We start from the raw sequence: 25,206 nt of genomic DNA, 5'->3' as shown, positions 1-25,206 counted from the left end.
GAGATCATGACGATGCTGCAAGACAAAGACACGGCGAGTGGCTGGACCGAGCCGCGCGCGACGGCCGTTCTCGTGCTCCAGGACGGCACGGTTCTCGAGGGCTTCGGCATCGGCGCCGTGGGCGAGGCGACCGGCGAGGTCTGCTTCAACACCGCCATGACCGGCTACCAGGAGATCCTGACGGACCCGTCCTATGCCGGCCAGATCATTACCTTCACCTTCCCGCATATCGGCAATGTGGGCACCAACGAGGAAGACATCGAGAGCGTCAACGCCGCCTCGTCCTCCGGCGTGCGCGGCGTCGTGCTGGCGGCCTCGATCACCGAGCCGTCCAACTGGCGCGCCTCCCGCGACCTCGACGCCTGGCTGAAGGCCCGCCAGATCGTGGGCCTCACGGGGGTCGACACGCGGGCGCTCACGGCCCTGATCCGCGACCGGGGTATGCCCAATGCAGTCATCGCCCACGACCCCGAGGGCCGCTTCGACATCGACGCCTTGAAGGCCAAGGCCGCCGCCCTCCCGTCCATGGACGGCCAGGACCTCGTGCCGCTGGTGACCAGCGGACAGCGCTTCGACTGGGACGAGACAACCTGGAATCGGGGCGAAGGCTACGGCCACCAGGACGGCTCCCCTAAGCACCACGTGGTCGCCATCGATTATGGCGTGAAGCGCAACATCCTGCGCCTGCTCGCCCGCGCCGGCTGCAAGGTCACGGTGGTGCCCGCCACCGCCACGGCCGAGGACGTGCTGGCCCTCAAGCCTGACGGCGTTTTCCTCTCCAACGGCCCCGGCGACCCTGCCGCCACCGGCGAGTATGCCGTGCCAGTCATCCGCAAGGTGCTGGATGAGAAGATCCCCACCTTCGGCATCTGCCTCGGCCACCAGATGCTGAGCCTGGCCGTGGGCGCCAAGACCAAGAAGATGCACCAGGGCCATCACGGGGCGAACCATCCGGTGAAGGACAGGACGACCGGAAAGGTGGAGATCACCTCCATGAACCACGGCTTCGCGGTGGATCCGGAGACACTGCCGCAGAACGCCGTGGAGACCCACGTATCCCTGTTCGACGGCTCCAATTGCGGCATCTCGCTCACCGACCGCCCCGCCTTCTCCGTGCAGTACCACCCGGAGGCCTCCCCCGGCCCGCAGGACAGCCATTACCTGTTCGACCGCTTCGTGCAGCTGATGGATCAGAAGAAGGCGCAGGTCTGACAACCATGTGAAGGCTGGCGCCGCGACAAACGGGTCGGTTGCGCCAGCCGCCCAAATCACGGTAACCGATCATTAACCATAAAAACAAAATGATTCTGGGCCTTGATTTGGGGGTATTTCATCCATGGATTTCGATGACGATTCCGGCGAATTCAGTCGGCTGCACAACCTGTTCACGTTTCACCTCGGCATCGCCGTCACGCTCTCCTGGCTGACCTCGCTCTATGCCGCTCTCTATGCGCCGTGGGTGCGCAACATCCGCCCCCTGATCGACCCGACCAATGTGGGCCCGGTCGAGAGCACCTGGTCCTATCTCTTCATCTTCCCGGTGGTGCTCACCACGGCCTGGCTGATCTCGATTTTCGGCCAGAACCTCTTCGCCCAGTTCCGCATCTTCAAGAACCAGATCATCGAGTTCGCCATCGCCGCCCTGGTGGCCTTCGGCATGTTCTACCTGTCCATCGACCGCGCCGTCGCGGCCATGCTCATCGGCATGTAACGACAGGTTTAACGGCCGCGCTCGATCTTTCGCCTGCACCAAGCGTTCCCTCCCCGCATTGAAGGGAGAGATTCATGGCGCAGGCGAAAGGATACGGTGATCCGCGGGGCTACAACGCACCGCTCGGAACGGAAACATACGTCTTCCGCAGCAACGGCATCGTGCCGAATTCATCGCTGCCGCTGATCGTCCGCCGCGGGGCGATCCCGCCCTCTCAGGATGATCCGACCAAGGCCTTCAAGGCGACCTTCGCCAAGAACGGCTGGACGAATGCCTGGCTCGACAGCATCCACGATTACCATCACTACCACCCCAACACCCATGAGGTGCTCGGCATCGTATCGGGTTCAGGGTCGGTTCGCTTCGGCGGTGAGGATGGCGATCTGGTTGCTGTGAGCGCCGGCGACGTGGTGGTCATCCCGGCCGGCGTTGCGCATGCGCTGATCAACGCGAGCGACGACTTCGCTGTTGTCGGCGCCTATCCGAACGGGTCCGATTACGACACCGTCCGCGACGATCCCAAGGCGCTGGCCACCTCGCAGCAGCGAATCGCCCAGGTGCCCCTGCCGGACGCCGACCCAGTGGACGGCGCGGATGGTCCACTCATGAAGCTGTGGACCTGACCATAAAAAGGCCTCCTGCCCGGTGAGCAGGAGGCCCTCGCCCCTACGGCATTATTGCTGAGGCTTAGACGGACAGCGTGACCTGCACGTTGCCGCGGATGGCGTGCGAATAGGGGCACACCACGTCGGCCTTGTGCAGAAGGTCCGTGGCCTGCTCTTCGGCCAGACCCGGCAGGTTGGCCCTCAGCTCGACCACCAGGCCGAAACCCGCGCCGTCGTCCCGCTTGCCGATCCCGACCTTGGCCTCGACATGGGTATTGGCCGGGAGAGCGACTTTGTTCTGGGCCGCCACGAACTTCAGCGCGCTAAGGAAGCAGGCCGAATAGCCGGCCGCGAAAAGCTGCTCCGGGTTTGTCCCCTCGCCGCCCGCGCCGCCGAGCTCCTTCGGTGTGGAGAGGCGAACCTCCAGCTTTCCATCGTTCGAAGCGGCAACGCCTTCGCGTCCGCCCTGAGCCGAGGCATGGGCTGTATAGAGAGGGGTCATCGGAAAGCTCCTTGGATTGTCACACCTGATCGTCAGACTTCTAGATCGATCGCTATCGATTTAATTGCGAGCAATCTAAAAGGAAAGATAAACTCGAATTAGATTGTGCGCAACCTATTTCTTTCATAAGATGTTTGCAGATGGAGGTGGCGATGACGACAGAACGTGGGACATTGGCGCTCAGCCAGCATCTGTGCTTCGCCTTCTATTCCGTCTCCCATGCCTTCAACCGGGCGTACCGCCAGTTTCTGGACCCGCTCGGCCTCACCTATCCGCAATACGTGGTTCTGCTGGTGCTCTGGGAGCAGGACGATCTCACCGTGAAGGAAATCGGGGACAGGCTCTTCCTCGATTCAGGCACCCTGACGCCGCTGCTGAAACGGCTCGAAAGCGCAGGGCATGTCCGCCGGGCGCGGGACAAGAAGGATGAGCGGCAGGTCAGGATCTCGCTCACCGACAGCGGCCGCGCCCTCCAGGCTAAGGCCAAGGAGATCCCGAAGCAGGTCGGCTGCGTGCTGGGCCTGCCCCTCGAAGAGATCCGGGCTCTGACCGAGCAGGTTGCGAAACTGCGCGGCAGGCTCCATGACTCGGCCTCGCTCTCGGCGAAGTCCTGAATTGGGTGGGGAGAGGTTCTCTGATGAACTGGCGCGACTACTGGAACCAGGACACGCCGATCTACACAGGCGAGCGGCACAAAGTGCTGCATTACCGCCTGATCGCCAACGACATCATCGGCCTGATCCCCTCCCCCGACGCGGCGGTGCTCGACTATGGCTGCGGCGAGGCGCTTTTCGCCGACAAGATCGCGGCGAAATGCGCCCGTCTGATCCTGAGCGATGCCGCCCCGCTGGTGCGCGAACGACTGAACGAGCGGTTCAAGATCAATGAGAGGATCACGGTGCTGTCGACGGACGACGTCGCCGATCTGCCGGACGCTTCGTTCGATCTCGTCGTGGTCAACTCCCTCGTCCAGTACCTCTCCCTCGATGAGTTCCGCGCCCTCCTAAAGCTCGCGCACGACAAGCTGAAGGATGACGGCCGGCTGATCCTCGGCGACATCATCCCGCCCGACATCAGCCCTGTTACGGATGCCAGGGCGCTGCTCTCCTTCGCGTGGCAGGGCGGCTTCCTGCGCTCCGCGCTCACCGGCCTCGCCCGCACGGCCTTCTCCGATTATCGGAAGATCCGCGAAGAGGTCGGGCTGGCGCAATACAGCGAGGAGGAGATCGTCGACCTCCTGGAAGATGCCGGGTTCAGGCCGGAGCGATCGCTCCGCAATCTCGGGCACAATCAGGCACGGATGACCTTCGTGGGACGTCCCGCTCAGGCTCGCGAGATCAAGGACGATCTGACGGAGCGCTGATCGCTCGCCAGCGACAGGCCGAAGACGATGAGGCCCGCGACTGCCAGAACCGCGCCCACCCATCCGGTCGATTCGAAGCCGTAGCCGGCCGCGATGGCGAGGCCGCCGAGCCAGGCGCCGAGCGCATTGGCGATGTTGAAGGCGGAGTGGTTGAGGGCCGCGGCAAGCGTCTGGGCGTCTGCCGCCACATCCATGAGCCGGGTCTGCAGAGCAGGACCGATGGCGACACTGCAGCCCACGAGGAAGACGCACGCCGACAACAGGTAAGGGTTTTCGGCGGTGAGCCAGAGCGCCGTCATCACCACCACGCTGCCGGCGAGCGTGCCGCCGATGGTCGCCATCAGGTTCTTGTCGGCAAGCCATCCGCCCACGAGATTGCCCACGATCATACCGGAACCGAACAAGGCCATCATGATCGGAACGGCGTTTTCGGGCATCCCGGCCACCTGGGTGGCTGTCGACGCGATATAGGAGAAGACGGAAAACAGGCCGCCGAAGCCTACGGCCCCGATGCCGAGGGTGAACCAGACCTGTTTGCGTTTGAAGGCGCCGAGCTCACGCATGGGGCTTGCCCCCTCCTGCACCTTGTCCTTCGGCAGGAACAGCCAGATCAGCAGCACGGTCAGCGCGCCCATGACGCCCACAGCCCCGAAGGCGATGCGCCAGCTCAGGGCCTGTCCGAAGAAGGTCGCCACCGGCGTCCCGAGCAGGGTCGCTACAGTCAGGCCCAGCATGACGCGGGCGACCGCCTGGGTGCGCTTGTTGGGAGGGACCAGGGACGCGGCGACCAACGCCGCCACGCCGAAATAGGCTCCGTGCGGCAGACCCGTGAGGAAGCGCAAAAGCACAAACGATTCGAAGCTCGGCGCGACGGCGCTCACCACATTGCCGACGGCGAAGATTGCCATCAGGAGAAGCAGCAGCGTCTGGCGAGCCAGCTTTGCCGCCAAGACAGCGATGATGGGAGCGCCCACCACGACGCCGAGGGCGTAGGCGCTGATCGCGTAGCCAGCCTCCGGGGTGGTGACGCCGAATTCCTGAGCCACGTTCGGCAAAAGGCCCATGATGGCGAACTCGCCGGTGCCGATGCCGAAGCTGCCGACGGCGAGCGCCAGCTCGATCAGGGCCACCGCAAGGCGGGAGCGGGGAACGGCGGGAGCCTTGTCCTTCGCAGCAAGACAGGCTTCCTCGGCAATGGCCATGTCGGACATGAGGCTTCCAGAGTTTCGGCGATGCGGTGATTGAACACGGTCCGAGACGGATCTCGCATTCTCATGACGCCTATATTGCACCGCAAAAAGATGTGCGACCCGCCCGAATGCAGCCCTGGGCTGCGTTGCATGCTTGGAACTTCGGCACTGTTTACCGAAAGTCCCAAACTTTAGGCAAATGTCCAAACCTTGTGCGCCATGAAGCTCCACACCATCACGACGCCTGTGGTGATGACCTGCGAGGGCAGGTAAGGCCCTTCGAGCCAGATTGTGAAGGCGTGCATCAGGAACCAGGTCACGAGAAAGCCTACGAGGGCCACGACGGCAAAGCGCCATGTCGCCTCCCGGTGCGGCCGCTCGCTGCCATAGGTGTGACGGCGGTTGAGCACGTAGGATACCAGCCCTCCGGCGACATAGCCGGCAAGGGTCGCCGGAACCGGATGCATGCTCCCGCCCTCCACAAGGCCGATCAGAAGCCCGTAATGGATAACGGCCGCGACAAGGCCCACGCCGAAAAAGGCGGTGAACTGGCGGGCGAGGCGATGGAGGGGACGAGAGGCGGTCACGATGCTTCGATAGCGGCTTCTGCCCTGCCCGTCACTTCATTCCCTGCAGGAGCCCGGCAATCCGGCGCGACACGAAGCGCGGCATGAACTTGGCCCCGATGGCGCCGGCCCTGTTCTTGGCACCCGGAATGACGATGGCCCGGCCCGCCTCATAACCCTCGACCGCAATGCGGGCGACCTCCACCGAGGTCATGACGCCGGCATCGAAGAGCCGGGAATCCTTCAGGCCTGCCGTATCGGAAAACTCGCTTTCGGTAGGGCCTGGGCAGAGAGCCGTCACGGTCACGCCATGGGGCTTCGCCTCATCGTGCAGGGCCTCGGACAGGGAGAGAACAAAGGCTTTCGTGGCGTAATAGACGGCCATGTAGGGCCCGGCCTGAAAGGATGCCACGGAGGCGACGTTCAGGATTCCACCCCGCCGGCGCTCGATCATACCCGGCAGCATCAGGCGGCACAGGGAGGTCAGGGCCGTGACGTTGAGGTCGATCATCGCCAACTGCTGCTCGTGGGGAAGCGAAGCGAAATACCCCCGCAGGCCGAACCCGGCATTGTTGACCAGAGTATGGACCGCGATCCCCCGCTCCCGCAGCATGTCATGCAGATCCTGAGCTGCTTCGCGGTCCGCAAGGTCGAGGGCCACCACCTCAACCGATACGCCATGCGCCCTGCGGATCTCGTCGGCCAGCGCCTCCAGCCGCTCATGCCGCCGGGCGGTGAGGACCAGCGGGTAGCCTCGGGCTGCAAAGACCCTGGCCAGATCCGCGCCGATCCCGCTGGAGGCTCCCGTCACGATGGTCCAGCGCGGTTCCCCTGCCATGGCCATGTTTTCCCAACTCCGTTGCCGACTCGCTTTCGACCGATCGTATCGCATGGGCATTGGCTGTCTAAATCATGGTTCAGGCCTTTGAATTTGCCCAAGGTGCGTGTAAGAGCCTCCCTCAACCTACAATCCGATCATATCCCGGCTGCGCTTGAAGCGCCGTAGCTTTACGGCCGCGCGGCTGGACACGCCTGGGTGGCCCAATGCCAAAGCGGACAGACATCTCCTCCATTCTCATCGTCGGCGCCGGTCCGATCATCATCGGCCAAGCCGTGGAGTTCGATTATTCGGGCACCCAGGCCGTGAAGGCCCTGAAGGAGGAAGGCTATCGCATCATCCTGGTGAACTCGAACCCCGCAACGATCATGACGGATCCGGATCTGGCGGATGCCACCTATGTGGAGCCGATCACCCCGGAGATCGTCGCCAAGATCATCGAGAAGGAGCGCCCCGACGCGATCCTGCCGACCATGGGCGGCCAGACGGCGCTGAACTGCGCCCTGTCGCTGAAGAAGATGGGCGTGCTCGACAAGTTCAACGTGGAGATGATCGGCGCCACGGCCGAGGCTATCGACAAGGCCGAGGACCGGCAGCTCTTCCGCGAGGCCATGACCAAGATCGGCCTCGATACGCCCAAATCCCGCCTCGCCAATGCCTCTGCCCTCAAGAAGGCCGACCGCGACGCCTATCTGGCCGAGCTCGCCCGCATGGAAGCGCTCGACATCCATCCGGGCGACAAGAAGCGGATGATCGCCGCCTACAAGCTCAAATGGGACGCAGGCGAGAACGAGCGGCGCAAGCGCTACCAGGAGCACGCCATGGGCGAGGCCCTGCTGGCGCTCGCCGAGGTGGGCCTGCCGGCCATTCTCCGCCCCTCCTTCACCATGGGCGGCACCGGCGGTGGCATCGCCTACAATCGCGAGGAGTTCCTCGACATCGTGGAGCGGGGCTTGGATGCCTCCCCGACCAACGAGGTGCTGATCGAGGAGAGCGTGCTCGGCTGGAAGGAGTACGAGATGGAGGTCGTCCGCGACAAGGCGGACAACTGCATCATCATCTGCTCCATCGAGAACTTCGACCCGATGGGCGTGCACACGGGCGACTCGATCACCGTCGCTCCGGCGCTCACGCTCACCGACAAGGAATACCAGATCATGCGCGACGCCTCGCTGGCGGTGCTGCGCGAGATCGGCGTCGAGACCGGCGGCTCGAACGTGCAGTTCGCGATCAACCCGGAGAATGGGCGCATGATCGTGATCGAGATGAACCCGCGCGTGTCGCGCTCCTCGGCGCTCGCCTCCAAGGCCACGGGCTTCCCCATCGCCAAGGTCGCGGCGAAGCTCGCCGTCGGCTATACGCTCGACGAGATCGCCAACGACATCACCGGCGGCGCGACCCCGGCCTCCTTCGAGCCGACCATCGACTACGTGGTCACCAAGATCCCGCGCTTCGCCTTCGAGAAGTTCCCCGGCGCCGAGCCGACCCTGACCACGGCGATGAAATCCGTGGGCGAAGCCATGGCCATCGGCCGCTCCTTCCCGGAATCGCTGCAGAAGGCGCTGCGCTCGCTGGAGACCGGCCTCACCGGCCTCGACGAGATCGAGATCGAGGGCCTCGGCAAGGGCGACGACAAGAACGCCATCAAGGCTGCCATCGGCACCCCCACGCCTGACCGGATCCTCAAAGTGGCCCAGGCCCTGCGCCTCGGCGTCAGCCACGACGAGGTCTATGACAGCTGCAAGATCGACCGCTGGTTCCTGGAGCAGCTCCAGGACATCGTCGACATGGAGGCCAAGGTGAAGGCCCATGGCCTGCCGCAGACGCCCGGCGCCTTCCGGCAGCTCAAGAGCCTCGGCTTCTCGGATGCACGCCTTGCGGTCTTGGCGCACAAGTCCGAAGCGGAAGTCCGCGAGCTGCGCCGTTCGCTTTCCGTGCGCCCGGTCTACAAGCGCATCGACACCTGCGCGGCGGAGTTCGCCTCGCCCACCGCCTACATGTACTCGACCTATACGGCCCCGTTCGCCGGCAACCCAGCCGACGAGTCCAATCCGTCCGACGCCAAGAAGGTCATCATCCTCGGTGGCGGCCCGAACCGTATCGGCCAGGGCATCGAGTTCGATTACTGCTGCTGTCATGCCTGCTTCGCGCTGAAAGACGCGGGCTATGAGACCATCATGATCAACTGCAACCCGGAGACGGTCTCGACCGACTACGACACCTCCGACCGGCTCTATTTCGAGCCGCTGACGCAGGAGGACGTGCTGGAGATCATCGAAACCGAGCGCTCCAAGGGCACGCTCCACGGCGTGATCGTGCAGTTCGGCGGCCAGACCCCGCTCAAGCTCGCCCGCGCCCTGGAAGAAGCCGACGTGCCGATCCTCGGCACTTCGCCGGAGGCCATCGACCTCGCGGAGGATCGGGACCGGTTCAAGCGCCTCCTCGACAAGTTGCACCTCAAGCAGCCGAAGAACGGCATCGCCTATTCGGTGGAGCAGGCTCGCCTGATCGCCGCCGAACTCGGCCTGCCCTTCGTGGTGCGCCCGTCCTACGTGCTCGGCGGCCGTGCCATGGCGATCATCCGCGATGAGGCCCAGTTCGAGGATTACCTGCTCGGGACGCTTCCGAGCCTGATCCCGTCCGATATCAAGGCCCGCTACCCCAACGACAAGACCGGGCAGATCAACACGGTTCTGGGCAAGAACCCGCTGCTCTTCGACCGCTACCTCTCGGACGCCATCGAGGTGGACGTGGACTGCCTCTGCGACGGCAAGGACAGCTTCATCGCCGGCATCATGGAGCATATCGAGGAGGCGGGCATCCATTCGGGCGATTCCGCCTGCTCGTTACCGCCCCGCTCGCTGTCGCCGGAGATCATCGCCGAGCTGGAGCGCCAGACCAAGGCTCTCGCCCTCGCTCTGGAAGTCGGCGGCCTGATGAACGTGCAATACGCCATCAAGGACGGCACGATCTATGTGCTGGAGGTGAACCCCCGCGCCTCGCGCACGGTCCCCTTCGTGGCCAAGGTGATCGGTGAGCCCATCGCCAAGATCGCGGCCCGTATCATGGCCGGCGAGAGCCTGGCCAAGTTCGGCCTCGCTCCGAAGGAACTGCCGCATATCGGCGTCAAGGAGGCCGTGTTCCCCTTCAACCGCTTCCCGGGCGTGGACGTGCTGCTCGGGCCCGAGATGCGCTCGACCGGCGAGGTCATCGGCCTCGACCGGGGCTTCGGGGTGGCGTTTGCCAAGAGCCAGCTCGGCGCCGGAAGCCAGCTGCCGAAGACCGGCACCCTGTTCGTGTCGATCCGTGATTCCGACAAGCCGCGCATCCTGCCGGCGGTGAAGATGCTGGAGGAAGCCGGGTTCCAGATCGTGGCGACCGCCGGCACCCAGCGGTATCTCGAGGAGCAGGGCGTCAAGGCGAAGCGCATCAACAAAGTGCTCGAAGGCCGTCCGCACGTGGTCGACGCCATGAAGAACGGCGACATCCAGCTCGTCTTCAATACCACCGAAGGGGCCGGCGCCCTGTCGGATTCCCGGTCTTTACGACAGGCTGCCCTCTTGCATAAGATACCTTACTACACCACTCTTGCAGGAGCGATCGCCGCGGCCGAGGGCATCAACGCATACCTCAGCGGCGATCTCGAAGTCCGGGCGCTTCAGGAATACTTTGCCTGAGGCATCCGGCCTCACATTGGAACTGCGAAGCTTCTGGTAAGTTTTCGTTGACATGCGAGGGCGCTGGCAACAGCGGCCTCGTACCTCTTTTTGGACGAGACAAACGATGGACAAGGTCCCTCTGACGATCAAGGGTTTTGCGGCGCTCGAGGAAGAGCTCAAGCAGCGGCAGCAGGTGGAACGCCCCCGGATCATCCAGGCGATTGCCGAAGCCCGCGCGCTTGGCGACCTGTCGGAAAACGCCGAATACCATGCCGCCAAGGAAGCCCAATCCCTCAACGAAGGCCGGATCCTTGAGCTTGAGAGCCTGATCTCCCGTGCCGAGGTGATCGACATCGCCAAACTGTCGGGCGACCGGATCAAGTTCGGCGCCACCGTGAAGCTCGTCGACGAGGACACCGAGGAGGAGAAAACCTATCAGATCGTGGGTGAGCCCGAAGCCGACGTGCGCTCGGGCCGCGTCTCGGTCGCCTCCCCCATCGCCCGCGCCCTGATGGGCAAGACCATCGGTGACACGGTCGAGGTTTCGACCCCCGGCGGCGGCAAATCCTATGAGGTTGTCGGCGTCCAGTTCGGCGCCTGATGCGAAGAAGGGGGCTTCAACAGTGAGACATCCGATGACGTCCCCTCTCTCCCGCCGCTCTCTTCTGAAAGCCCTCGCCTGTGCCGGCCTCGCCGGCGCAGGTTTTTCCGTGCCTGCTCAAGCGCAGGGCTTCCCTCAAGCGTTCTCCTCCTTCGCGGTGGATGTGGACGTCCTGAAGGCCAAGGGTCTCGGGCCCTATGCCGATTTCGTGGGAGCTGCCGCGCTCGACGAGTTGCAGCGTTCCTTCGCCGACAGACTGGACCCGCGAGGCCCGCGGCTCGTCGTCCGGCTGACCAGCGTTTACTTGACTCCCTTCCCTGGAGGGAGTGGCGGCTCCCGCTGGCGCGGCGGTGACGGTGGGGGAGACGATACGGTGGAAGGCGAAGCCTTGGCTGTCGGCCGCCGGGGCGAGATCTTCGCACGGCACCCGATGCTGGCCGCGCTCAGCGCCCATGCCCCCAGCGTCGCTCCCAACGAGCAGGGCCGCACCGTCGCTGTGACCCAGCATTGGGTCCGCTGGCTCAGGCGGCAGATCTAAGTCGCGGCTACTCAGCCTTCGACAGCCGCCACGTCCTCGATCGGCACCAGAGGCTCGTCCTTGATGAGGTCGAGGGTGAGCGCCGTGCGGACGTTGCGCACGTTCGGCAAGCTGGTCAGTTCGGACACGAGGCCCTGAAAGGAGGCGAGGTTCGGGGCAACGCATTTCATGATGAAGTCGATGTCGCCCGACAGCGTCCAGCACTCGCGGACCATGGACCAGTCCTTCACCCGCTGCTGGAACTCCTGCAGCTCCTTCTTGCCCTGGATGTCGAGCTGCACCATGGCGAAGCAAACGATCTCGAAGCCGAGGTTCTTCGGATCCAGGATCGCCCGGTAGGCCTTGATGATGCCGGCGCTCTCCAGCGCCCGCACCCGGCGCAGGCAAGGGGGAGCCGACAGGCCGACCCGGCGGGCGAGTTCCACATTGGTGATGCTGCCGTCGGCCTGAAGCTCTTTCAGAATGGCCCAGTCGATGGAATCGAGGCGTCCGCGCACGGTAACTCCGTAGGCATGGTCGGGACGGGCGAAAACCGGCCTGTCGTCCGGATCATGCAAGATCAGGTCAAAAAATCTCGTCTTGGCTGACTAGACCGTATAAAGGATCCGCACAAGGAGGACGGGCGATTAAGTCGCAACGAACTTCATGAACTCCACAGGCTCATTGATCGAATGTTGCGTGACGGAACTGGCCTCATCACCTGGGTGCTGACGGACGGCAAGGCTGGGGACGAGCTCCAGGCCCTGAGCGTGGCCGAGGCGCTGGGCTTGGCGCCTGAGATCCGCAGGGTGATGCCGAAGCCGCCCTTCACATGGCTGATGCCATGGGGACCCATTGACCCGCGCGAGCGGCCGGGCGCTCGCGGCAGCCCCATCGCCCCGCCCTTTCCCGATCTTCTCTTCGGCTCCGGCCGCCGGGCCGTGGCCTATCTGCGCCACATCAAGCGGGCATCCGGCGGACGGACCTTTACGGTGTTCCTGAAGGATCCGCGCACCGGGCCGAAGACCGCCGACTTCATCTGGTCGCCGAGCTACGACCGACTGCGTGGGCCGAACGTCCTCACCACCCTCACCCCGCCGCACAGGGTCTCGGCACAGCGGATCGAAGCCGCCCGTGCGCAACCCGACCCGCGCCTCATCCACCTGCCGCCTCCTCGGGTTGCGGTACTCGCCGGAGGCAACAGCCGGCATCACCGTTTCACGGACGAGGACATCGCCCGCTTCATGCGGCACCTGACCGCCATCGCCGAGGCCGGAGCCGGGCTGATGGTCACGGCCTCGCGCCGCACCCCTATGGCCCTAAGGGACGCCCTGACAGCCCTCACCTCCCGGCATGGCGGCTTCTTCTGGGACGGAAGCGGCGAGAACCCCTACGTGGACCTGCTGGCGCTGGCCGACTTCATCGTGGCGACGGCGGATTCCTTCAACATGATCGGCGAGGCCGCTGCCACGGGGCGGCCGATCCTGGCTTTCGAGCCCGCCGGTGGGCATCCGAAACTGGATGTTTACATGAGCGAGCTTAAAAGACATGGAATTGTGCATCCCTTCGAGGGCCGCCTTGAAGGACAGCCCTACGAACCCTTAAATTCAACACCCAAGGTCGCGAAGGCGATCGCTGAAGGCTTCAGCCGCCACCGCCGCGCTCTCGGCATGCCGGACATCGCCTTTTCACTGGAGACCCCCTGATGGCCCATTCTCACGCCAAGCTCATCATCATCGGCTCTGGGCCGGCCGGCTATACGGCGGCGATCTATGCGGCGCGCGCGCTCCTCGAACCGGTGATGATCTCCGGCTTCCAGCCCGGCGGGCAACTCATGATCACCACGGATGTGGAGAACTATCCGGGCTTCGCCGACGTGATCCAGGGCCCCTGGCTCATGGAACAGATGCGCCTGCAGGCCGAGCATGTGGGCACCAAGATGATTGCCGATCACATCACCAAGGTCGACCTGAAGCAGCGCCCCTTCCGCCTCGAAGGCGATTCCGGCGACACCTATACCTGCGATGCGCTCATCGTCGCGACCGGCGCCCAGGCCAAGTGGCTGGGCCTGCCCTCCGAGGGCCAGTTCCAGGGCTTCGGAGTCTCGGCCTGCGCCACCTGCGACGGCTTCTTCTATCGCGGCAAGGAGGTCGTGGTGGTGGGCGGCGGAAACACCGCCGTCGAGGAAGCTCTATATCTCGCAAACCTCGCCTCCAAGGTGACCCTGGTCCACCGCCGGGACTCCCTGCGCGCCGAGCGCATCCTGCAGGATCGCCTGTTCAAGCACCCCAAGATCGACGTGGTCTGGAACTCCGCCGTCGAGGAGATCTGCGGCTCGGAGAACCCCTCCTCGGTTACCCATGTGCGGCTCAAGAATCTCGTCTCGGGCGAGACCTCGGACTTCAAGACCGACGGCGTGTTCATCGCCATCGGCCACAAGCCCTCGACGGAACTGTTCGTCGGTCAACTCGACATGAAATCGGGCGGCTATCTGGTGACGAAGCCGGGCTCGACGGACACCAACATTCCGGGTGTCTTCGCTGCCGGCGACGTGACGGATGATATCTACCGTCAGGCGGTCACATCGGCAGGAATGGGCTGCATGGCTGCTCTCGATGCGGAGCGCTATCTCGCAGCCGTGGAAGTGACCCAGGAAGCCGCCGAATAGGATTTGTTAACAACCCTTTAGCCCTCTGGCCGATTTCCTGTTGCATCGAGCCCGCAGCTCATAAGAGATAGAGGCTGCCTTGCATCAGGAACATGCGAGGCTTAGGGCATCGTGCGGAAAAGTGGATCCGGTTTTCCGCGTCAACGATGCTTTTATCCAAGAAGGAAGCATCGGATCCGATCCCAAAAGTGCAATCCACTTTTGGGTCCGATGCTGTAGGGGAATGCCGTGGATTGGGACAAGATCCGGATTTTTTACACCGTCGCGGAAGCGGGCAGCTTCACGCGCGCCGGTGACGATCTGGGCCTGAGCCAGTCCGCCGTCAGCCGCCAGATCAGCGCGCTTGAGCGCGAACTGAAGGCCCCGCTGTTCCACCGTCATGCCAGAGGCCTGATCCTCACCGAGCAGGGCGACCTCCTGTTCCGGGCCGCGCGCGACATGCGCATGCGGCTCGAGACCACGAAGGCCCGCCTCGTCGAGACCAGCGAACGCCCCTCGGGCGAGCTGAAGGTGACCACCACCGTCGGCCTCGGGTCGATCTGGCTGGCGCAACGCATCGCGGAATTCCTGGATCTCTACCCGGATGTCCGGGTCGAGCTGATCCTGTCCAACGAGGAACTCGATCTCGCCATGCGCGAGGCGGATGTCGCCATCCGCCTGCGCCGCCCGGCGCAGCCCGACCTGATCCAGCGGCGTCTCTTCACCATCCACTTCCACGTCTATGCCTCGGCCGACTACATCAAGCGGTTCGGCGAGCCCAAGACCCTGGAGGATCTGGACGAGCACCGGATCGTGTCCTTCGGCGGCCAGCAGCCCTCCTACCTCATGGCCGTGCACTGGCTGGCTACGGCCGGACGCGAGGGACGCGAGCCGCGCCAGTACCATTATGTTGTCAACAACATCACGGCCCTGAAGCTGGCCGTCGAGACCGGCGCCGGCATCGCGGTGCTGCCGGATTATGCCGTGGTGGGCAACCCGGATCTCGTCCAGATCCTGCGCGATGTGGAGATGCCCTCCCTCGACAGCTATCTGGTCTATGCCGAGGAGATGCGATCCGTCGCGCGCGTCCAGGCCTTCCGCGATTTCCTGATCTCCAAGGCCCAGCGCTGGACCTTCTAACCGGTTTCGTTCCGGCCAAGCTCGATGGCTCGTTGAACTTTGTCACCCCTATGACAGGAGCCATGCGTTCCTTGCAGCCCTTTCATGAGGCATGTTGCATTGCAAAGAGGCATGATGCGGCCGATATGAGCGGTGGCTGATTTCAACGCGGCATCGCTTTCTTCCTCCCGGCGCTGCCGTGTCGGCCGTTCCCTCTGGAAGGTTTTGACTTATTTGTCGGACCTCTACTTTCGCCGGGCCTTTGGCCCGGCTTTTTTCTTTTCAAGCGTGTCTGCCGTCAGTTCCAGCGAACGTGGGACTGCTCCACCTCCTCCTTCAAGGCACGGCGCAGAACCTTGCCCACATTGGTCTTCGGCAGCGTCTCCCGGAATTCGATCCGACGTGGCACCTTGTAGCCGGTCATCTGCTCCCGGCAGAACTGGCGCAGCTCGTCGGCCGTGAGGTTTGGGTCCTTGCGAACCACATAGGCCACCACCGCCTCGCCCGAGTGCTCGTCGGGCAGGCCGATGACCGCCGATTCCATGACGCCAGGATGCTTGGCGAGCACGTCCTCGACCTCGTTCGGATAGACGTTGAAGCCTGAGACGAGGACCATGTCCTTCATGCGGTCCACGATCTTGACCTGACCGTCGGGCAGGACGATCGCCACGTCTCCGGTGCGGAACCAGCCATCCGGAGTCATGACCTTCGCGGTCTCGTCGGGCCGATTCCAATATCCCGCCATCACCTGCGGACCCTTCACGCACAGCTCGCCCCGCTCACCGGGAGGCAAGTCGGAGCCATCGCTGCCGCGCACGGAGACCTCCGTCGAGGGCAGCGGATAGCCGATGGTGCCGGTGAACTCCTCGATGTCGAGGCGGTTGGCGCAAACCACGGGCGAGGTCTCAGAAAGGCCGTATCCTTCGACGATCGGCTGTCCGGTCACCTGCTTCCACTTCTTGGCCACGGCCTCCTGGGTCGCCATGCCGCCTGAGACGGCAAGCACCAGCTGCGAGAAATCCACCTTCTCGATGCCCGGCGCGTGGGCCAGGGCATTGTAGAGGGTGTTCAGGCCGGACATGAGCGTGATCCGGCTCTTCTGCAGGGTCTTGACGAAGCCCGGAATGTCGCGCGGGTTGGCGATCAGCAACTGGCAGCCGCCCAGCTTCGTCATCAGCAGGCCGCACACCGTCAGGGCAAAGATGTGATAGAGCGGCAGTGCCGTCACCATCACGTGATCCTCCCTGTCGCCGAAGAACGGAGCCATCCAGGCCTCAAGCTGCAGGACGTTGGCTGTCACGTTGCGGTGGAGCAGCGTGGCCCCCTTCGCAACCCCCGTCGTTCCGCCCGTATATTGCAGGAAGGCGATGTCATCCGGCGAAACGGTGACCGGCTGTGGCTTCTTGCGCGCTCCCTCGGCCATGACAGCCTTAAAGGCGACGGCCTGCGGCAGGCTGAAGGGCTTCACGGCCTTCTTCACATGACGCGAGACGAGATTGACGATCGCGCCCTTCAGGCCGAGCAGATCGCCGGGCGTCACGAGGACGATCCGATCCAGCTTGATCTCCGGCAGTGCCTCCTGAACCGTCGCGCCGAAGTTCTCCAGCACGAAGAGGAAGCGGGCGCCGGAATCGTTGAGCTGATAGGTCAGCTCGCGCGGGGTGTAGAGCGGGTTGACGTTCACCACCGTGCCGCCGGCCATGAGAACCCCGAACAGGACCGCCGGATAGGCCATCACGTTCGGCATCATGATGGCGACCCGATCGCCCTTCCTCAGCCCCTGCGCCTGGAGCCAGGAAGCGACGGCATCCGCTTGGCGCCCCAATTCGGCATAGGTCACGCGCTTGCCGAAGCTCTCGGCGGCCGGACGGTTCGGGTATTGGGTCAACGCATCCCGGAAGATGTCGTTGAGCGTGCCGATCCGGGCCTCATCGATCGTCGGCGGGACGCTTGCGGGATAGGATTTGAGCCAGGGGCGGGTTTCAGAAAGGTCCTGAGCGCCTGCGGTGGCAGGCGCCGGGGTCGTGGCATTCATCATCGTCCTCCGCTTCGCGGCGTATCTTGCTTCATGGGAGATGGCGTCTCCGTCAAAGCGTAACTTGGCGCGGAAGACCTCTTTTGTCGATGGAAATAGTTTAGACCTGAACGATCACCTTGGATCGTTCAGGTCCGATCTCCATCAATGCGCCTTCTGCAGCACCATCTCTGCCGGGCGGCCGCTCAGTTCTGCCATGTGGTCGAACCGGGTCGAGAAGGTTCCGACGCCCGCTGTCGCGGAGCGCAGCTCGACGATGAGATCGCCGATCTCGGATTCCGGGATCGATGCGCTGAGAACCTGCCAGCCGTTCCAGCCGGGCCGCTCGTCATAACCGAGGATCTGCCCCCTTCTGCCGGTCACCAAGGCTGTGGCCTTGGAGAGCGCCTCCGAGGGAATCGTGATCTCCACCGACAGCACAGGCTCCAGCAGCACGGGCTTGGCCTTCGGCAGCGCCTCCGCCAGGGCCAGCCTGGCGGCGGCCTGGAAGGCGGCGTCCGAGGAATCCACCGTGTGGTAGGAGCCGTCCGTCAGGGTCACGGCGAGATCCACTACGGGAAAGCCGAGCGGGCCGCATTTGAGCGCATCGCGCACGCCCGTCTCCACGGACGGGATATACTGGCGCGGCACCACGCCGCCGGTGATCTGGTCTTGGAAGGCGAAGCCCTCGCCCCGTGGCAGCGGCTTGATCTCGATCATCACGTCGCCGAACTGGCCATGGCCGCCGGTCTGCTTGCGGTGCCGCCCCCGGGCGGCCGCCGGCAGCTTGATGGTCTCGCAATAGGCCACCTTGGGCTTGGCGGTCTCGACACCCACCTGGAAGCGCGAGGCGAGCTTTTCGACCGCCACCCGCAGATGCATCTCACCCTGGCCGTGGAGCCGGATCTCGCCCATCTCGGGCCGCGTCTCCACCACGAGGGACGGGTCCTCCTCGGTGATCTTGGCGAGGGCGCTTGAGAGGCGCACATCGTCCTTGCGGTCCTTCACCTTGAGGGCCATCGCATAGACGGGCTCCGGCGGCGCCACCGACAGGATGGCCTCGGGCCTTGTCTTGTTGGCCGCGAAGCTGTCGCCGGTGGCGATCCCATCAAGGCGACCGAAGCCCACCGTGTCGCCGGCGACGGCCTCGCCTTTCCGGGTCGTGGTGGTGCCGATCATGGTCAGGAGGCTTCCGATCCGGCTCTCGCCGCCACGGGACCCCACCACCGTGTCACCCTCGCGGAAGGTGCCGCGCATGACGCGGGCTAGGGAGAGCTTGCCGCCCTGCCCCTGGTGCAGGGTCTTCATGGCCTGCGCCAGCGGCGCGCCCTCTTCGGAAATGCCGAGCCGCGCCCTTGTCTGCGTAAGCCCCGGCGCCTCGTGGCGCAACGCCTTGAGAAGCCGCGTGACGCCATTGCCGCGCTCCGCCGAGCCGATGAGCGCCGGCACCACGTGCCTCTCCCTCAGCTCCTTCGACAGATCGTCGAAGATCTGATCGCGCGGCGGCTCGATCTCCGAAATCAACTCCTCCATGAGTTCGTCGTCGTAATCGGCCAGCCGCTCCAGCATCGCAAACCGTGCTTCCTTTTCGCGCGGCAATTCGCCCTCGGGCAGATCGACGACTTCGCTCGGCGCATGCTCGCGGTAGATGAAGGCGCGTTCGAGCGCGAGATCGATGAACCCCACGGCAATGCCGTCCTTCCAGAGCGGGATCTGGCGCAGGAGCAGCGGTGTGCGCGAGGCTTCCTGCAGGATTGCGAGCGTCTCGCGGATGCGCTGGGTGGCGGTGTCGATTTTGTTGATGAACAGGAAGCGCGGAATGTCGGCTTCCTCAAGCTCTCGCAGGATGATCTCGAGCGCCGGAACCTTGCGCTCATCCGCCTCGCAGACCACGATCGCCGCATCGCAAACGGGCGTGATGTTACGCATTTCGTGCAGGAATTCCGTGGAGCCGGGGCAGTCGACGAAGGTCAGGCTCTCGCCCAGGAAGTTCACGGTGGCCACATTGGGCTCGATGCTCATGGCATGGGCGCGGGCCTCGGCGCTCGCATCCCCCACACTGTCCCCGCTCGCCACGCGGCCTGCCCGCGAGACAGCTCCGGTCCGCTCCAGGATGGCCTCGAGAAGCGTGGTCTTGCCGCTCTGAAACGGGCCGACGATCGCAATGCATCGCGGGCCCGCCGCTAGTCTGCCGTTGGGTGCCATAGGATCTCATCCTCCCTGCCCCCGCTGCTGACGCGCTCTTCACGGACGCGTTACCCCGATGCTCTGCCTGTCGTTGCGGAATGGCAAGTGGGTTTTGCGGACATCTCTTGCGGGCGAAGGTTGTCGAATTCGCAACCAAAGCGTGTGCGGATCAATGGAATGCACCATGGCCTCGCGGTTGAGTCTTGGAAGGAAAAAGCAATATATGCAATATTATAAAATATCCCTATTGCTTCGAGCACATCCAAAGGATTTCTCCCATGTCCCAACCGGCCCGTTCAGGTAGCGAATTCAGAATCAACGGAATCCCTGGTGTTTACCTTAGAGAGCAGCACACGAAGATCGTCGGTCTGCAGGATGGCAGTTTCATCGCCGTATGGCATCGCTTTGGCTCAACCGGCGAATCGATCCAAGCCCAGATTTACAACGCCGATGGAACGATGCGCGGCAGCGAGATTGCCCTCACCGACCCGACGATGAATACCAAGGTCGGGAACCCCGATGTGACGGTCCTCACTGATGGCAGGATTCTCGTCGCGTGGGACAAGACGAATATTCCCAGGACACAGTATGAAATTCAGGAAACGGACATCGCCGCTCAGCTCTTGACATCTGACGGCGCCAAGATTGGCGGAGCATTCTCTGGAGCAGGCATCCTTGGATCGGGTGTCGACGAAATCCCACGGCTTACGGCTCTGGCCAATGGCGAATTCATGATCGCCTGGTACGACCGGGCCGAAAATTCCTTCGACTCCCGCCATCTCGCTTATCGTTACAGCAGTACCGGCAGCCTCAACATCCTCGCCGCTATTGACATGGAATACAAGTCTGCCGGAGGCGATGTCACCGGCCTGAAGAACGGAGGCTATGCCCAGGCTGTAACGGTGCTGGACACATCGTCCTATTCCGATGGATCAGGCAAATCCATCTATATGAACTTTTACAGGGACGGTCGCGACACCTACATCTCTGAGCATGGCAGGGTCAACGTTTCCACCGATGGCGATCAGCACCAGGTTTCCGCGGTCACTCTATCGAACGGGAACGTCGTCTTCGTCTGGACGGATGAAAACACCGCGGCAGACGGGTCCGGCAGCTGCGTCAAAGCACGCATCTTCACAGGACTTGGAAAGCCGATGACGGGCGAAATTCTCGTCAACACGACAAAGGCTGGCTATCAACACTCACCGGTCATCGAGGCTCTTTCCGACGGCGGTTTCGTGATCGCATTCGTGTCGCGGCTAGGGACGGATCACGATATCCGCGTTGCAACTTTCAATGCCGACGGCGGCCGCAGGGGCGACGACTTCCTTGCGAAGGGAAGCTCAGCCGGCAACCAGACCGATCCATCGCTCGCAGCCCTCAAGGACGGCCGGTTCGTCGTCAGCTGGACGGATCAGGACCTGAGCACGCGCGCGCAAGTTTTCGGCACGCCGCCGACCCCTGAAAACCCGCCACCCGGACCTGTTCCGGTGCCGGACACGCTCATCGGAGATGCAGGCGACAACATCCTCGACGGAACGAAGGTCAGAGGTTTGATCGATGGGCTCGGCGGACGAGATACGGCAACCTACCAGGCTGCCGAGAGCGGCGTCATCATCCTGCTGGCCCATCCGCAATTCAATGCCGGCCATGCCGCCGGCGATACCTTCAAGAATATCGAAGTCATCGTAGGGTCCGCTCACAACGATCAGTTGATCGGCAACGACGACGCTCACGAATTTCAAGGTGGGGCTGGCGACGATCTCCTTATGGGAGCAGGCGGGGCCGACACGCTCATCGGCGGCGAGGATGACGATGTCCTGATGGGCGGCGAGGGAGCGGATGTCATCGACGGAGGGACCGGGATCAACGTCGCGAGCTATGCCGAGGCAGCCGGCCGCGTGACGGCCAGCCTTCAAAGCTCAGGCGTTAACACCGGCGAGGCCGCCGGCGACACCTATCAAGCGATCCAGAATCTCACTGGTTCAAATTTTGGCGATACTCTCATCGGCGATAGTTCGAACAACACCCTCGTCGGCGGCGAAGGCAACGATCACCTGATCGGCGGGGAGGGAAGCGATCACCTCATCGGCGGCAATGGCGACGATACGCTCGATGGCGGCGGCGGCATCGACATTCTCGAAGGCGGAGCCGGACGCAATACCTATGTCAACGCCGATCAGGACCATGTCATCGGTAGCGCGAGCGGCGGGTTCGACGTCATTCAGATCAAGGCGAACTTCATTCTTAACGAAGCCTCCGCCATTGAAGGCATCGAGGCCGATCCAACGGCCGGGGCGATCAATCTGACCGGCAACAGTTCCGCCAACACGATTCTCGGCAACAACGCGACGAACACGTTGTCCGGTCTCGGTGGCGATGACCTGCTATCCGGTGCAGGTGGCAAGGACAAGCTGCTGGCCGGCCTCGGCAACGACCGTCTCAGCGGCGGCGCAGGCCAGGACAGCCTCACCGGCGGTGCGGGACGGGATGTGTTCAGCTTTGACGACAAGGAGACGGCATCGTCCCGTTCCAAGGCCGACATCATCATCGATTTTACTGGCCGCAAGGGTGACCGCATCGATCTGAAGGCAATGGATGCAAGCATCGGAAAGAAAGGCGACCAGAAGTTCTCCTTCATCGGCGAGAAGGAATTCACCAAAGCGGGTCAGGTGCGCTTCGAGAAGACGAAGAAGGAAACCTACATTTACCTCAACACCGACAGCGACAAGGCCGCCGAGGCCGTGATCAGGCTGAAAGGTGCGCTGGACCTCCAGAAAGGCTGGTTCGTACTATAAAGCAGCGAGACCTCGGGAAGCGCCCCCGCCCGACGGGGGGCGCTTTCGTTCAGCGCGCCGGGCGCAACTCGAAATCGGCGACGCCGAGGGCGAAGTTGAAGCCGGTCTGGCCGCTGACGGAGAGCGGCTGGAGGGAGATGCTGCGGTTCGAGCCGCCGACCAGAACATTCGCACCGATGCCGGGTCCCACCGTCGCCTCGGCGGCACCGCCGACATAGCTGCCGGCGAGCGATCCCGGCGCCACGCTGCCGCGCGAGAATACGGCCCAGGTCAGAATCCCCCTTTGCGTGGCGCCGATATCGAGCCCGAACCGCCGGATCACGCCCACATAGGCCTCGTTCGGACCGCGCCGCGGATTGAACGTGCAGAGCGTGGTCTTCTGTGAGGTGACGATGAGGCCGATCCCGCCCGATACGGCACAGGACAGAACCCCGACCCGCCCCCGGTTCTGAGCCTGGGCTTCCGTGGCACCAAGAGACGCAAGAAGGGCGAGAGCGGCAACGGAGAAAGCGGCACGGCGCATGGTGATCTCCTCAGCTTGGTCAAGCTTAGCGATCAACGGCGCAGACGGCGGCGGCGTTCCATGGGGAGCAGGTTAATCGGCAAGGCCCTGCTCATCCCGTGCCGCAAGAGGGGACTGCTTGGCGGTGGTCTAGGGACCATCGCCTTTTCCGATCGATCCCCTCTGTTCAGAGAGTTGCGAATGGGAAACTGATCCTCCTTGATGGCTGCAAAATCGAGCAACTGCAAGAGTTTGCTAAGCTCTCGGGAGTCTTCACCATGGTCCTGCAAGTGCAGTCATTCTTTCGTCCGACGAGTGCGGACGTTGTGAGCCGAGTTTCAATGGTTGCTAATGGGGTGCAGGGGTTGCATGCCAGCTATTATGCCCAAATCAGCCCTGACGGAAGCTATGTGGTGTTCGTAAGCTACGCTAACAACCTAGTGCCCGGCGACACGAACAGCAGCAGGGACATCTTCCTTAAAAACTTGGTCACCGGTGCCATTACACGTATCTCGACCACTGCAGCCGGAGAACAGGCAGGGTCTGGAAGCTCCGCGCCCCACATCAGCACTGATGGGCGCTACGTGGTGTTCGAAAGTGCGGCCAGCAACCTGGTGCCCGGCGATACGAATAACGCGGAAGACGTCTTCCGCAAAGATCTGGTCACCGGCGCCATCACGCGCATCTCGACCACTGCAAACGGAGAGCAGGCGGAAGGAGGAAGTACCTACAGTCCGCGTTTCAGCACTGATGGGCGCTACGTGGTGTTTGAAAGCGCGGCCAGCAACCTGGTGCCCGGCGACACGAATAACCAAGTGGACATCTTCCGCAAAGATCTGGTCACCGGCGCCATCACGCGCATCTCGACCACCGCGACCGGAGAACAGGCGGAAGGAGGAATTAGTTATAATCACGAAATCAGTACCGATGGGCGCTACGTGGTGTTCGCAAGCGAGGCCAACAACCTGGTGCCCGGCGACACGAACAGCAGCAGGGACATCTTCCTTAAAAACTTGGTCACCGGTGCCATTACACGTATCTCGACCACTGCAGCCGGAGAACAGGCAGGGTCTGGAAGCTCCGCGCCCCACATCAGCACTGATGGGCGCTACGTGGTGTTCGAAAGTGCGGCCAGCAACCTGGTGCCCGGCGATACGAATAACGCGGAAGACGTCTTCCGCAAAGATCTGGTCACCGGCGCCATCACGCGCATCTCGACCACCGCGACCGGAGAACAGGCGGAAGGAAATGGAAGCTTTAATGCCCAGATCAGCGCGGACGGGCACTTTGTGGTGTTCACAAGCCAAGCCGGCAATCTGGTGCCCGGCGACACGAATGGTGAGAACGACATCTTCCTTGTCGACCTGCGCTATCATCCCTATGCCGCAGCCATCGCTGAGGGCCGCTATGTAGAGACAACGCTCGCTGTCGGCGCAGCCTTCAGTGTTACGGTCGATTGGGGTGACGGATCGAGCGTCAACCTGACGCCGTCAGGTGGAATGGCATTCTTCAGCCACACCTATGCCACCGCCGGCGCCAAAGCGGCCACCGTGACGGTCTATGAAGGGGCTCAATCCTGGACCGTCCCTTACACCATCGACCTCGCCTCGGGCACGATGAACCGGAACGTCTTTCTGTCCGATACCCTTTCGGGCGGAGCGGGAGACGACATTCTCACGGGCGATGCCTTATCCAACACACTCATGGGACGCGACGGCAACGACCGGCTCGATGGAGGTGCGGGCATCGACATCATGCTGGGAGGCGGCGGCAACGACACTTACGTGATCGACACCCGCCAGGATCAGGTCACGGAAGCGGCGAACGCAGGCATCGACACGGTCCTGACTTCGATGAGCCTCACCCTGACGGCGAATGTGGAGAACCTGACGGCAACAGGGCCGGCCGGGGTGACGCTGACCGGCAACAGCTTACACAACACGCTGACCGGAAACCGAGGAGCCGACAAGCTCTCGGCAAGCTCCGGCAACGACCGCCTCGTCGGCGGCCTCGGCAAGGACAGTCTGACCGGCGGCTCAGGGCGCGATACATTCGCGTTCGACGACAGGGAAACGGGTTCCTCCAAATCCAAGGCGGACTACATCCTCGATTTCTCGCGCCGCCAGGGCGACAAGATCGATCTCAAGGCGATCGATGCCAACACCAGGAAGCGGGGCGACCAGAAGTTTTCATTCATCGGCGACGAGAAGAGCTTCAGCAAGGCGGGCGAGGTGCGCTTCGAGAAGACGAAGAGTGCCACCTACATCTATCTCAACACCGACAATGACAGGTCCGCTGAGGCCGTGATCAAGCTCAAGGGTGCCATCGAACTACAGAAAAGCTGGTTCGTGCTGTAGCGCGTCAACCAAAAGCTCAGGACGGGATCG

The 25,206-nt window shown here is 63.3% G+C and carries 21 protein-coding genes; 13 read left to right on the top strand and 8 right to left on the bottom strand.

All coding sequences use genetic code 11. The features are described from left to right. The first annotated feature begins 12 nt into the window (after positions 1 to 12). The 3 genes from carA to FHR70_RS04890 all read left to right on the top strand — a co-directional run bounded on the left by carA (position 13) and on the right by FHR70_RS04890 (position 2,334). Complete coding sequence (gene carA / locus FHR70_RS04900; protein ID WP_183447645.1) at positions 13 to 1,212, top strand: glutamine-hydrolyzing carbamoyl-phosphate synthase small subunit; 1,200 nt, start codon at positions 13 to 15, stop codon at positions 1,210 to 1,212. Positions 1,213 to 1,336: 124 nt separating this feature from the next. Further along, positions 1,337 to 1,711 (top strand): hypothetical protein, encoded by a 375-nt coding sequence (locus FHR70_RS04895; RefSeq protein WP_183447638.1) that lies wholly within the window; start codon positions 1,337 to 1,339, stop codon positions 1,709 to 1,711. Positions 1,712 to 1,785: 74 nt separating this feature from the next. Beyond that, positions 1,786 to 2,334, top strand: coding sequence for a cupin domain-containing protein (locus tag FHR70_RS04890; RefSeq protein WP_183447636.1), 549 nt, complete (start codon positions 1,786 to 1,788; stop codon positions 2,332 to 2,334). Between the two features lie 64 nt (positions 2,335 to 2,398). Here FHR70_RS04890 and FHR70_RS04885 read toward each other — a convergent pair whose 3' ends face one another. Then, on the bottom strand, positions 2,399 to 2,818 hold the full coding sequence (locus FHR70_RS04885) for an organic hydroperoxide resistance protein (protein ID WP_183447634.1): 420 nt from the start codon (positions 2,816 to 2,818) through the stop codon (positions 2,399 to 2,401). 152 nt (positions 2,819 to 2,970) lie between these two features. Between FHR70_RS04885 and FHR70_RS04880 the strand changes: the two genes are divergently transcribed. Both FHR70_RS04880 and FHR70_RS04875 read left to right on the top strand, forming a co-directional pair. Further along, complete coding sequence (locus FHR70_RS04880) at positions 2,971 to 3,432, top strand: MarR family winged helix-turn-helix transcriptional regulator (protein ID WP_183447632.1); 462 nt, start codon at positions 2,971 to 2,973, stop codon at positions 3,430 to 3,432. A gap of 23 nt (positions 3,433 to 3,455) precedes the next feature. Next, a complete protein-coding gene (locus tag FHR70_RS04875; protein WP_183447630.1) occupies positions 3,456 to 4,181 on the top strand; it encodes a class I SAM-dependent methyltransferase in 726 nt (241 codons plus the stop codon). Here FHR70_RS04875 and FHR70_RS04870 read toward each other — a convergent pair. From FHR70_RS04870 to FHR70_RS04860, 3 genes are all read right to left on the bottom strand, one after another. After that, positions 4,142 to 5,383 carry an MFS transporter gene (locus tag FHR70_RS04870; RefSeq protein WP_425487845.1) on the bottom strand — a complete coding sequence of 414 codons (1,242 nt, stop codon included), beginning with the start codon at positions 5,381 to 5,383 and terminating at the stop codon, positions 4,142 to 4,144. The two genes, FHR70_RS04875 and FHR70_RS04870, sit on opposite strands and share 40 nt — an antisense overlap. 179 nt (positions 5,384 to 5,562) lie before the next feature. Next, positions 5,563 to 5,958: a GtrA family protein gene (locus FHR70_RS04865; RefSeq protein ID WP_183447626.1), complete on the bottom strand. Its 396-nt coding sequence runs from the start codon at positions 5,956 to 5,958 to the stop codon at positions 5,563 to 5,565. Positions 5,959 to 5,989: 31 nt separating this feature from the next. Further along, positions 5,990 to 6,775: an SDR family NAD(P)-dependent oxidoreductase gene (locus FHR70_RS04860; RefSeq protein WP_183447624.1), complete on the bottom strand. Its 786-nt coding sequence runs from the start codon at positions 6,773 to 6,775 to the stop codon at positions 5,990 to 5,992. 206 nt (positions 6,776 to 6,981) lie between these two features. Between FHR70_RS04860 and carB the strand changes: the two genes are divergently transcribed. The 3 genes from carB to FHR70_RS04845 all read left to right on the top strand — a co-directional run bounded on the left by carB (position 6,982) and on the right by FHR70_RS04845 (position 11,573). Beyond that, positions 6,982 to 10,452 (top strand): carbamoyl-phosphate synthase large subunit, encoded by a 3,471-nt coding sequence (gene carB / locus FHR70_RS04855; protein ID WP_183447622.1) that lies wholly within the window; start codon positions 6,982 to 6,984, stop codon positions 10,450 to 10,452. Positions 10,453 to 10,558: 106 nt separating this feature from the next. After that, complete coding sequence (gene greA / locus FHR70_RS04850) at positions 10,559 to 11,035, top strand: transcription elongation factor GreA (RefSeq protein WP_173945637.1); 477 nt, start codon at positions 10,559 to 10,561, stop codon at positions 11,033 to 11,035. 34 nt (positions 11,036 to 11,069) lie between these two features. Beyond that, positions 11,070 to 11,573 (top strand): twin-arginine translocation signal domain-containing protein, encoded by a 504-nt coding sequence (locus tag FHR70_RS04845; RefSeq protein ID WP_183447613.1) that lies wholly within the window; start codon positions 11,070 to 11,072, stop codon positions 11,571 to 11,573. 11 nt (positions 11,574 to 11,584) lie between these two features. On the opposite strand, the gene FHR70_RS04840 is transcribed toward FHR70_RS04845, so the two are convergent. Beyond that, complete coding sequence (locus FHR70_RS04840; RefSeq protein WP_183448512.1) at positions 11,585 to 12,070, bottom strand: winged helix-turn-helix transcriptional regulator; 486 nt, start codon at positions 12,068 to 12,070, stop codon at positions 11,585 to 11,587. Between the two features lie 174 nt (positions 12,071 to 12,244). Here FHR70_RS04840 and FHR70_RS04835 point away from each other — a divergent pair, with 174 nt between their 5' ends. The 3 genes from FHR70_RS04835 (at position 12,245) to FHR70_RS04825 (ending at position 15,339) form a co-directional block, all read left to right on the top strand. Further along, positions 12,245 to 13,258, top strand: coding sequence for a mitochondrial fission ELM1 family protein (locus FHR70_RS04835; protein WP_183447611.1), 1,014 nt, complete (start codon positions 12,245 to 12,247; stop codon positions 13,256 to 13,258). After that, positions 13,258 to 14,220, top strand: coding sequence for a thioredoxin-disulfide reductase (gene trxB / locus FHR70_RS04830; RefSeq protein ID WP_183447609.1), 963 nt, complete (start codon positions 13,258 to 13,260; stop codon positions 14,218 to 14,220). The genes FHR70_RS04835 and trxB overlap by 1 nt, the downstream gene beginning before the upstream one ends. A gap of 228 nt (positions 14,221 to 14,448) precedes the next feature. Further along, the gene (locus tag FHR70_RS04825; RefSeq protein WP_183447607.1) at positions 14,449 to 15,339 is read left to right on the top strand and encodes a LysR substrate-binding domain-containing protein; all 891 of its coding nucleotides are present in this window, start codon (positions 14,449 to 14,451) and stop codon (positions 15,337 to 15,339) included. A 277-nt stretch (positions 15,340 to 15,616) separates the two neighbouring features. Here the strand turns inward: FHR70_RS04825 and FHR70_RS04820 are convergent, their stop codons facing one another. After that, positions 15,617 to 17,353, bottom strand: a complete 1,737-nt coding sequence (locus tag FHR70_RS04820; RefSeq protein ID WP_183448510.1) for an AMP-binding protein — start codon at positions 17,351 to 17,353, stop codon at positions 15,617 to 15,619. A 144-nt stretch (positions 17,354 to 17,497) separates the two neighbouring features. Next, positions 17,498 to 19,537: an elongation factor G gene (locus tag FHR70_RS04815; RefSeq protein WP_183447605.1), complete on the bottom strand. Its 2,040-nt coding sequence runs from the start codon at positions 19,535 to 19,537 to the stop codon at positions 17,498 to 17,500. Between the two features lie 260 nt (positions 19,538 to 19,797). Here FHR70_RS04815 and FHR70_RS04810 point away from each other — a divergent pair, with 260 nt between their 5' ends. Next, positions 19,798 to 22,317, top strand: a complete 2,520-nt coding sequence (locus tag FHR70_RS04810) for a calcium-binding protein (protein ID WP_183447603.1) — start codon at positions 19,798 to 19,800, stop codon at positions 22,315 to 22,317. A gap of 49 nt (positions 22,318 to 22,366) precedes the next feature. Here the strand turns inward: FHR70_RS04810 and FHR70_RS04805 are convergent, their stop codons facing one another. Next, entirely contained in the window at positions 22,367 to 22,840 is a 474-nt protein-coding gene (locus FHR70_RS04805) for a DUF992 domain-containing protein (protein WP_183447601.1), read from the bottom strand. Between the two features lie 344 nt (positions 22,841 to 23,184). Here FHR70_RS04805 and FHR70_RS04800 point away from each other — a divergent pair, with 344 nt between their 5' ends. Beyond that, positions 23,185 to 25,176, top strand: a complete 1,992-nt coding sequence (locus tag FHR70_RS04800) for a calcium-binding protein (protein WP_183447599.1) — start codon at positions 23,185 to 23,187, stop codon at positions 25,174 to 25,176. The last annotated feature ends 30 nt before the right edge of the window (positions 25,177 to 25,206 follow it).

It is taken from the genome of Microvirga lupini (genome assembly GCF_014191055.1).
GTDB lineage: Bacteria > Pseudomonadota > Alphaproteobacteria > Rhizobiales > Beijerinckiaceae > Microvirga > Microvirga lupini_A.
The sequence above is the reverse complement of the archived record's forward strand: the minus strand, read 5'-3'. Positions and strand labels throughout refer to the sequence as shown.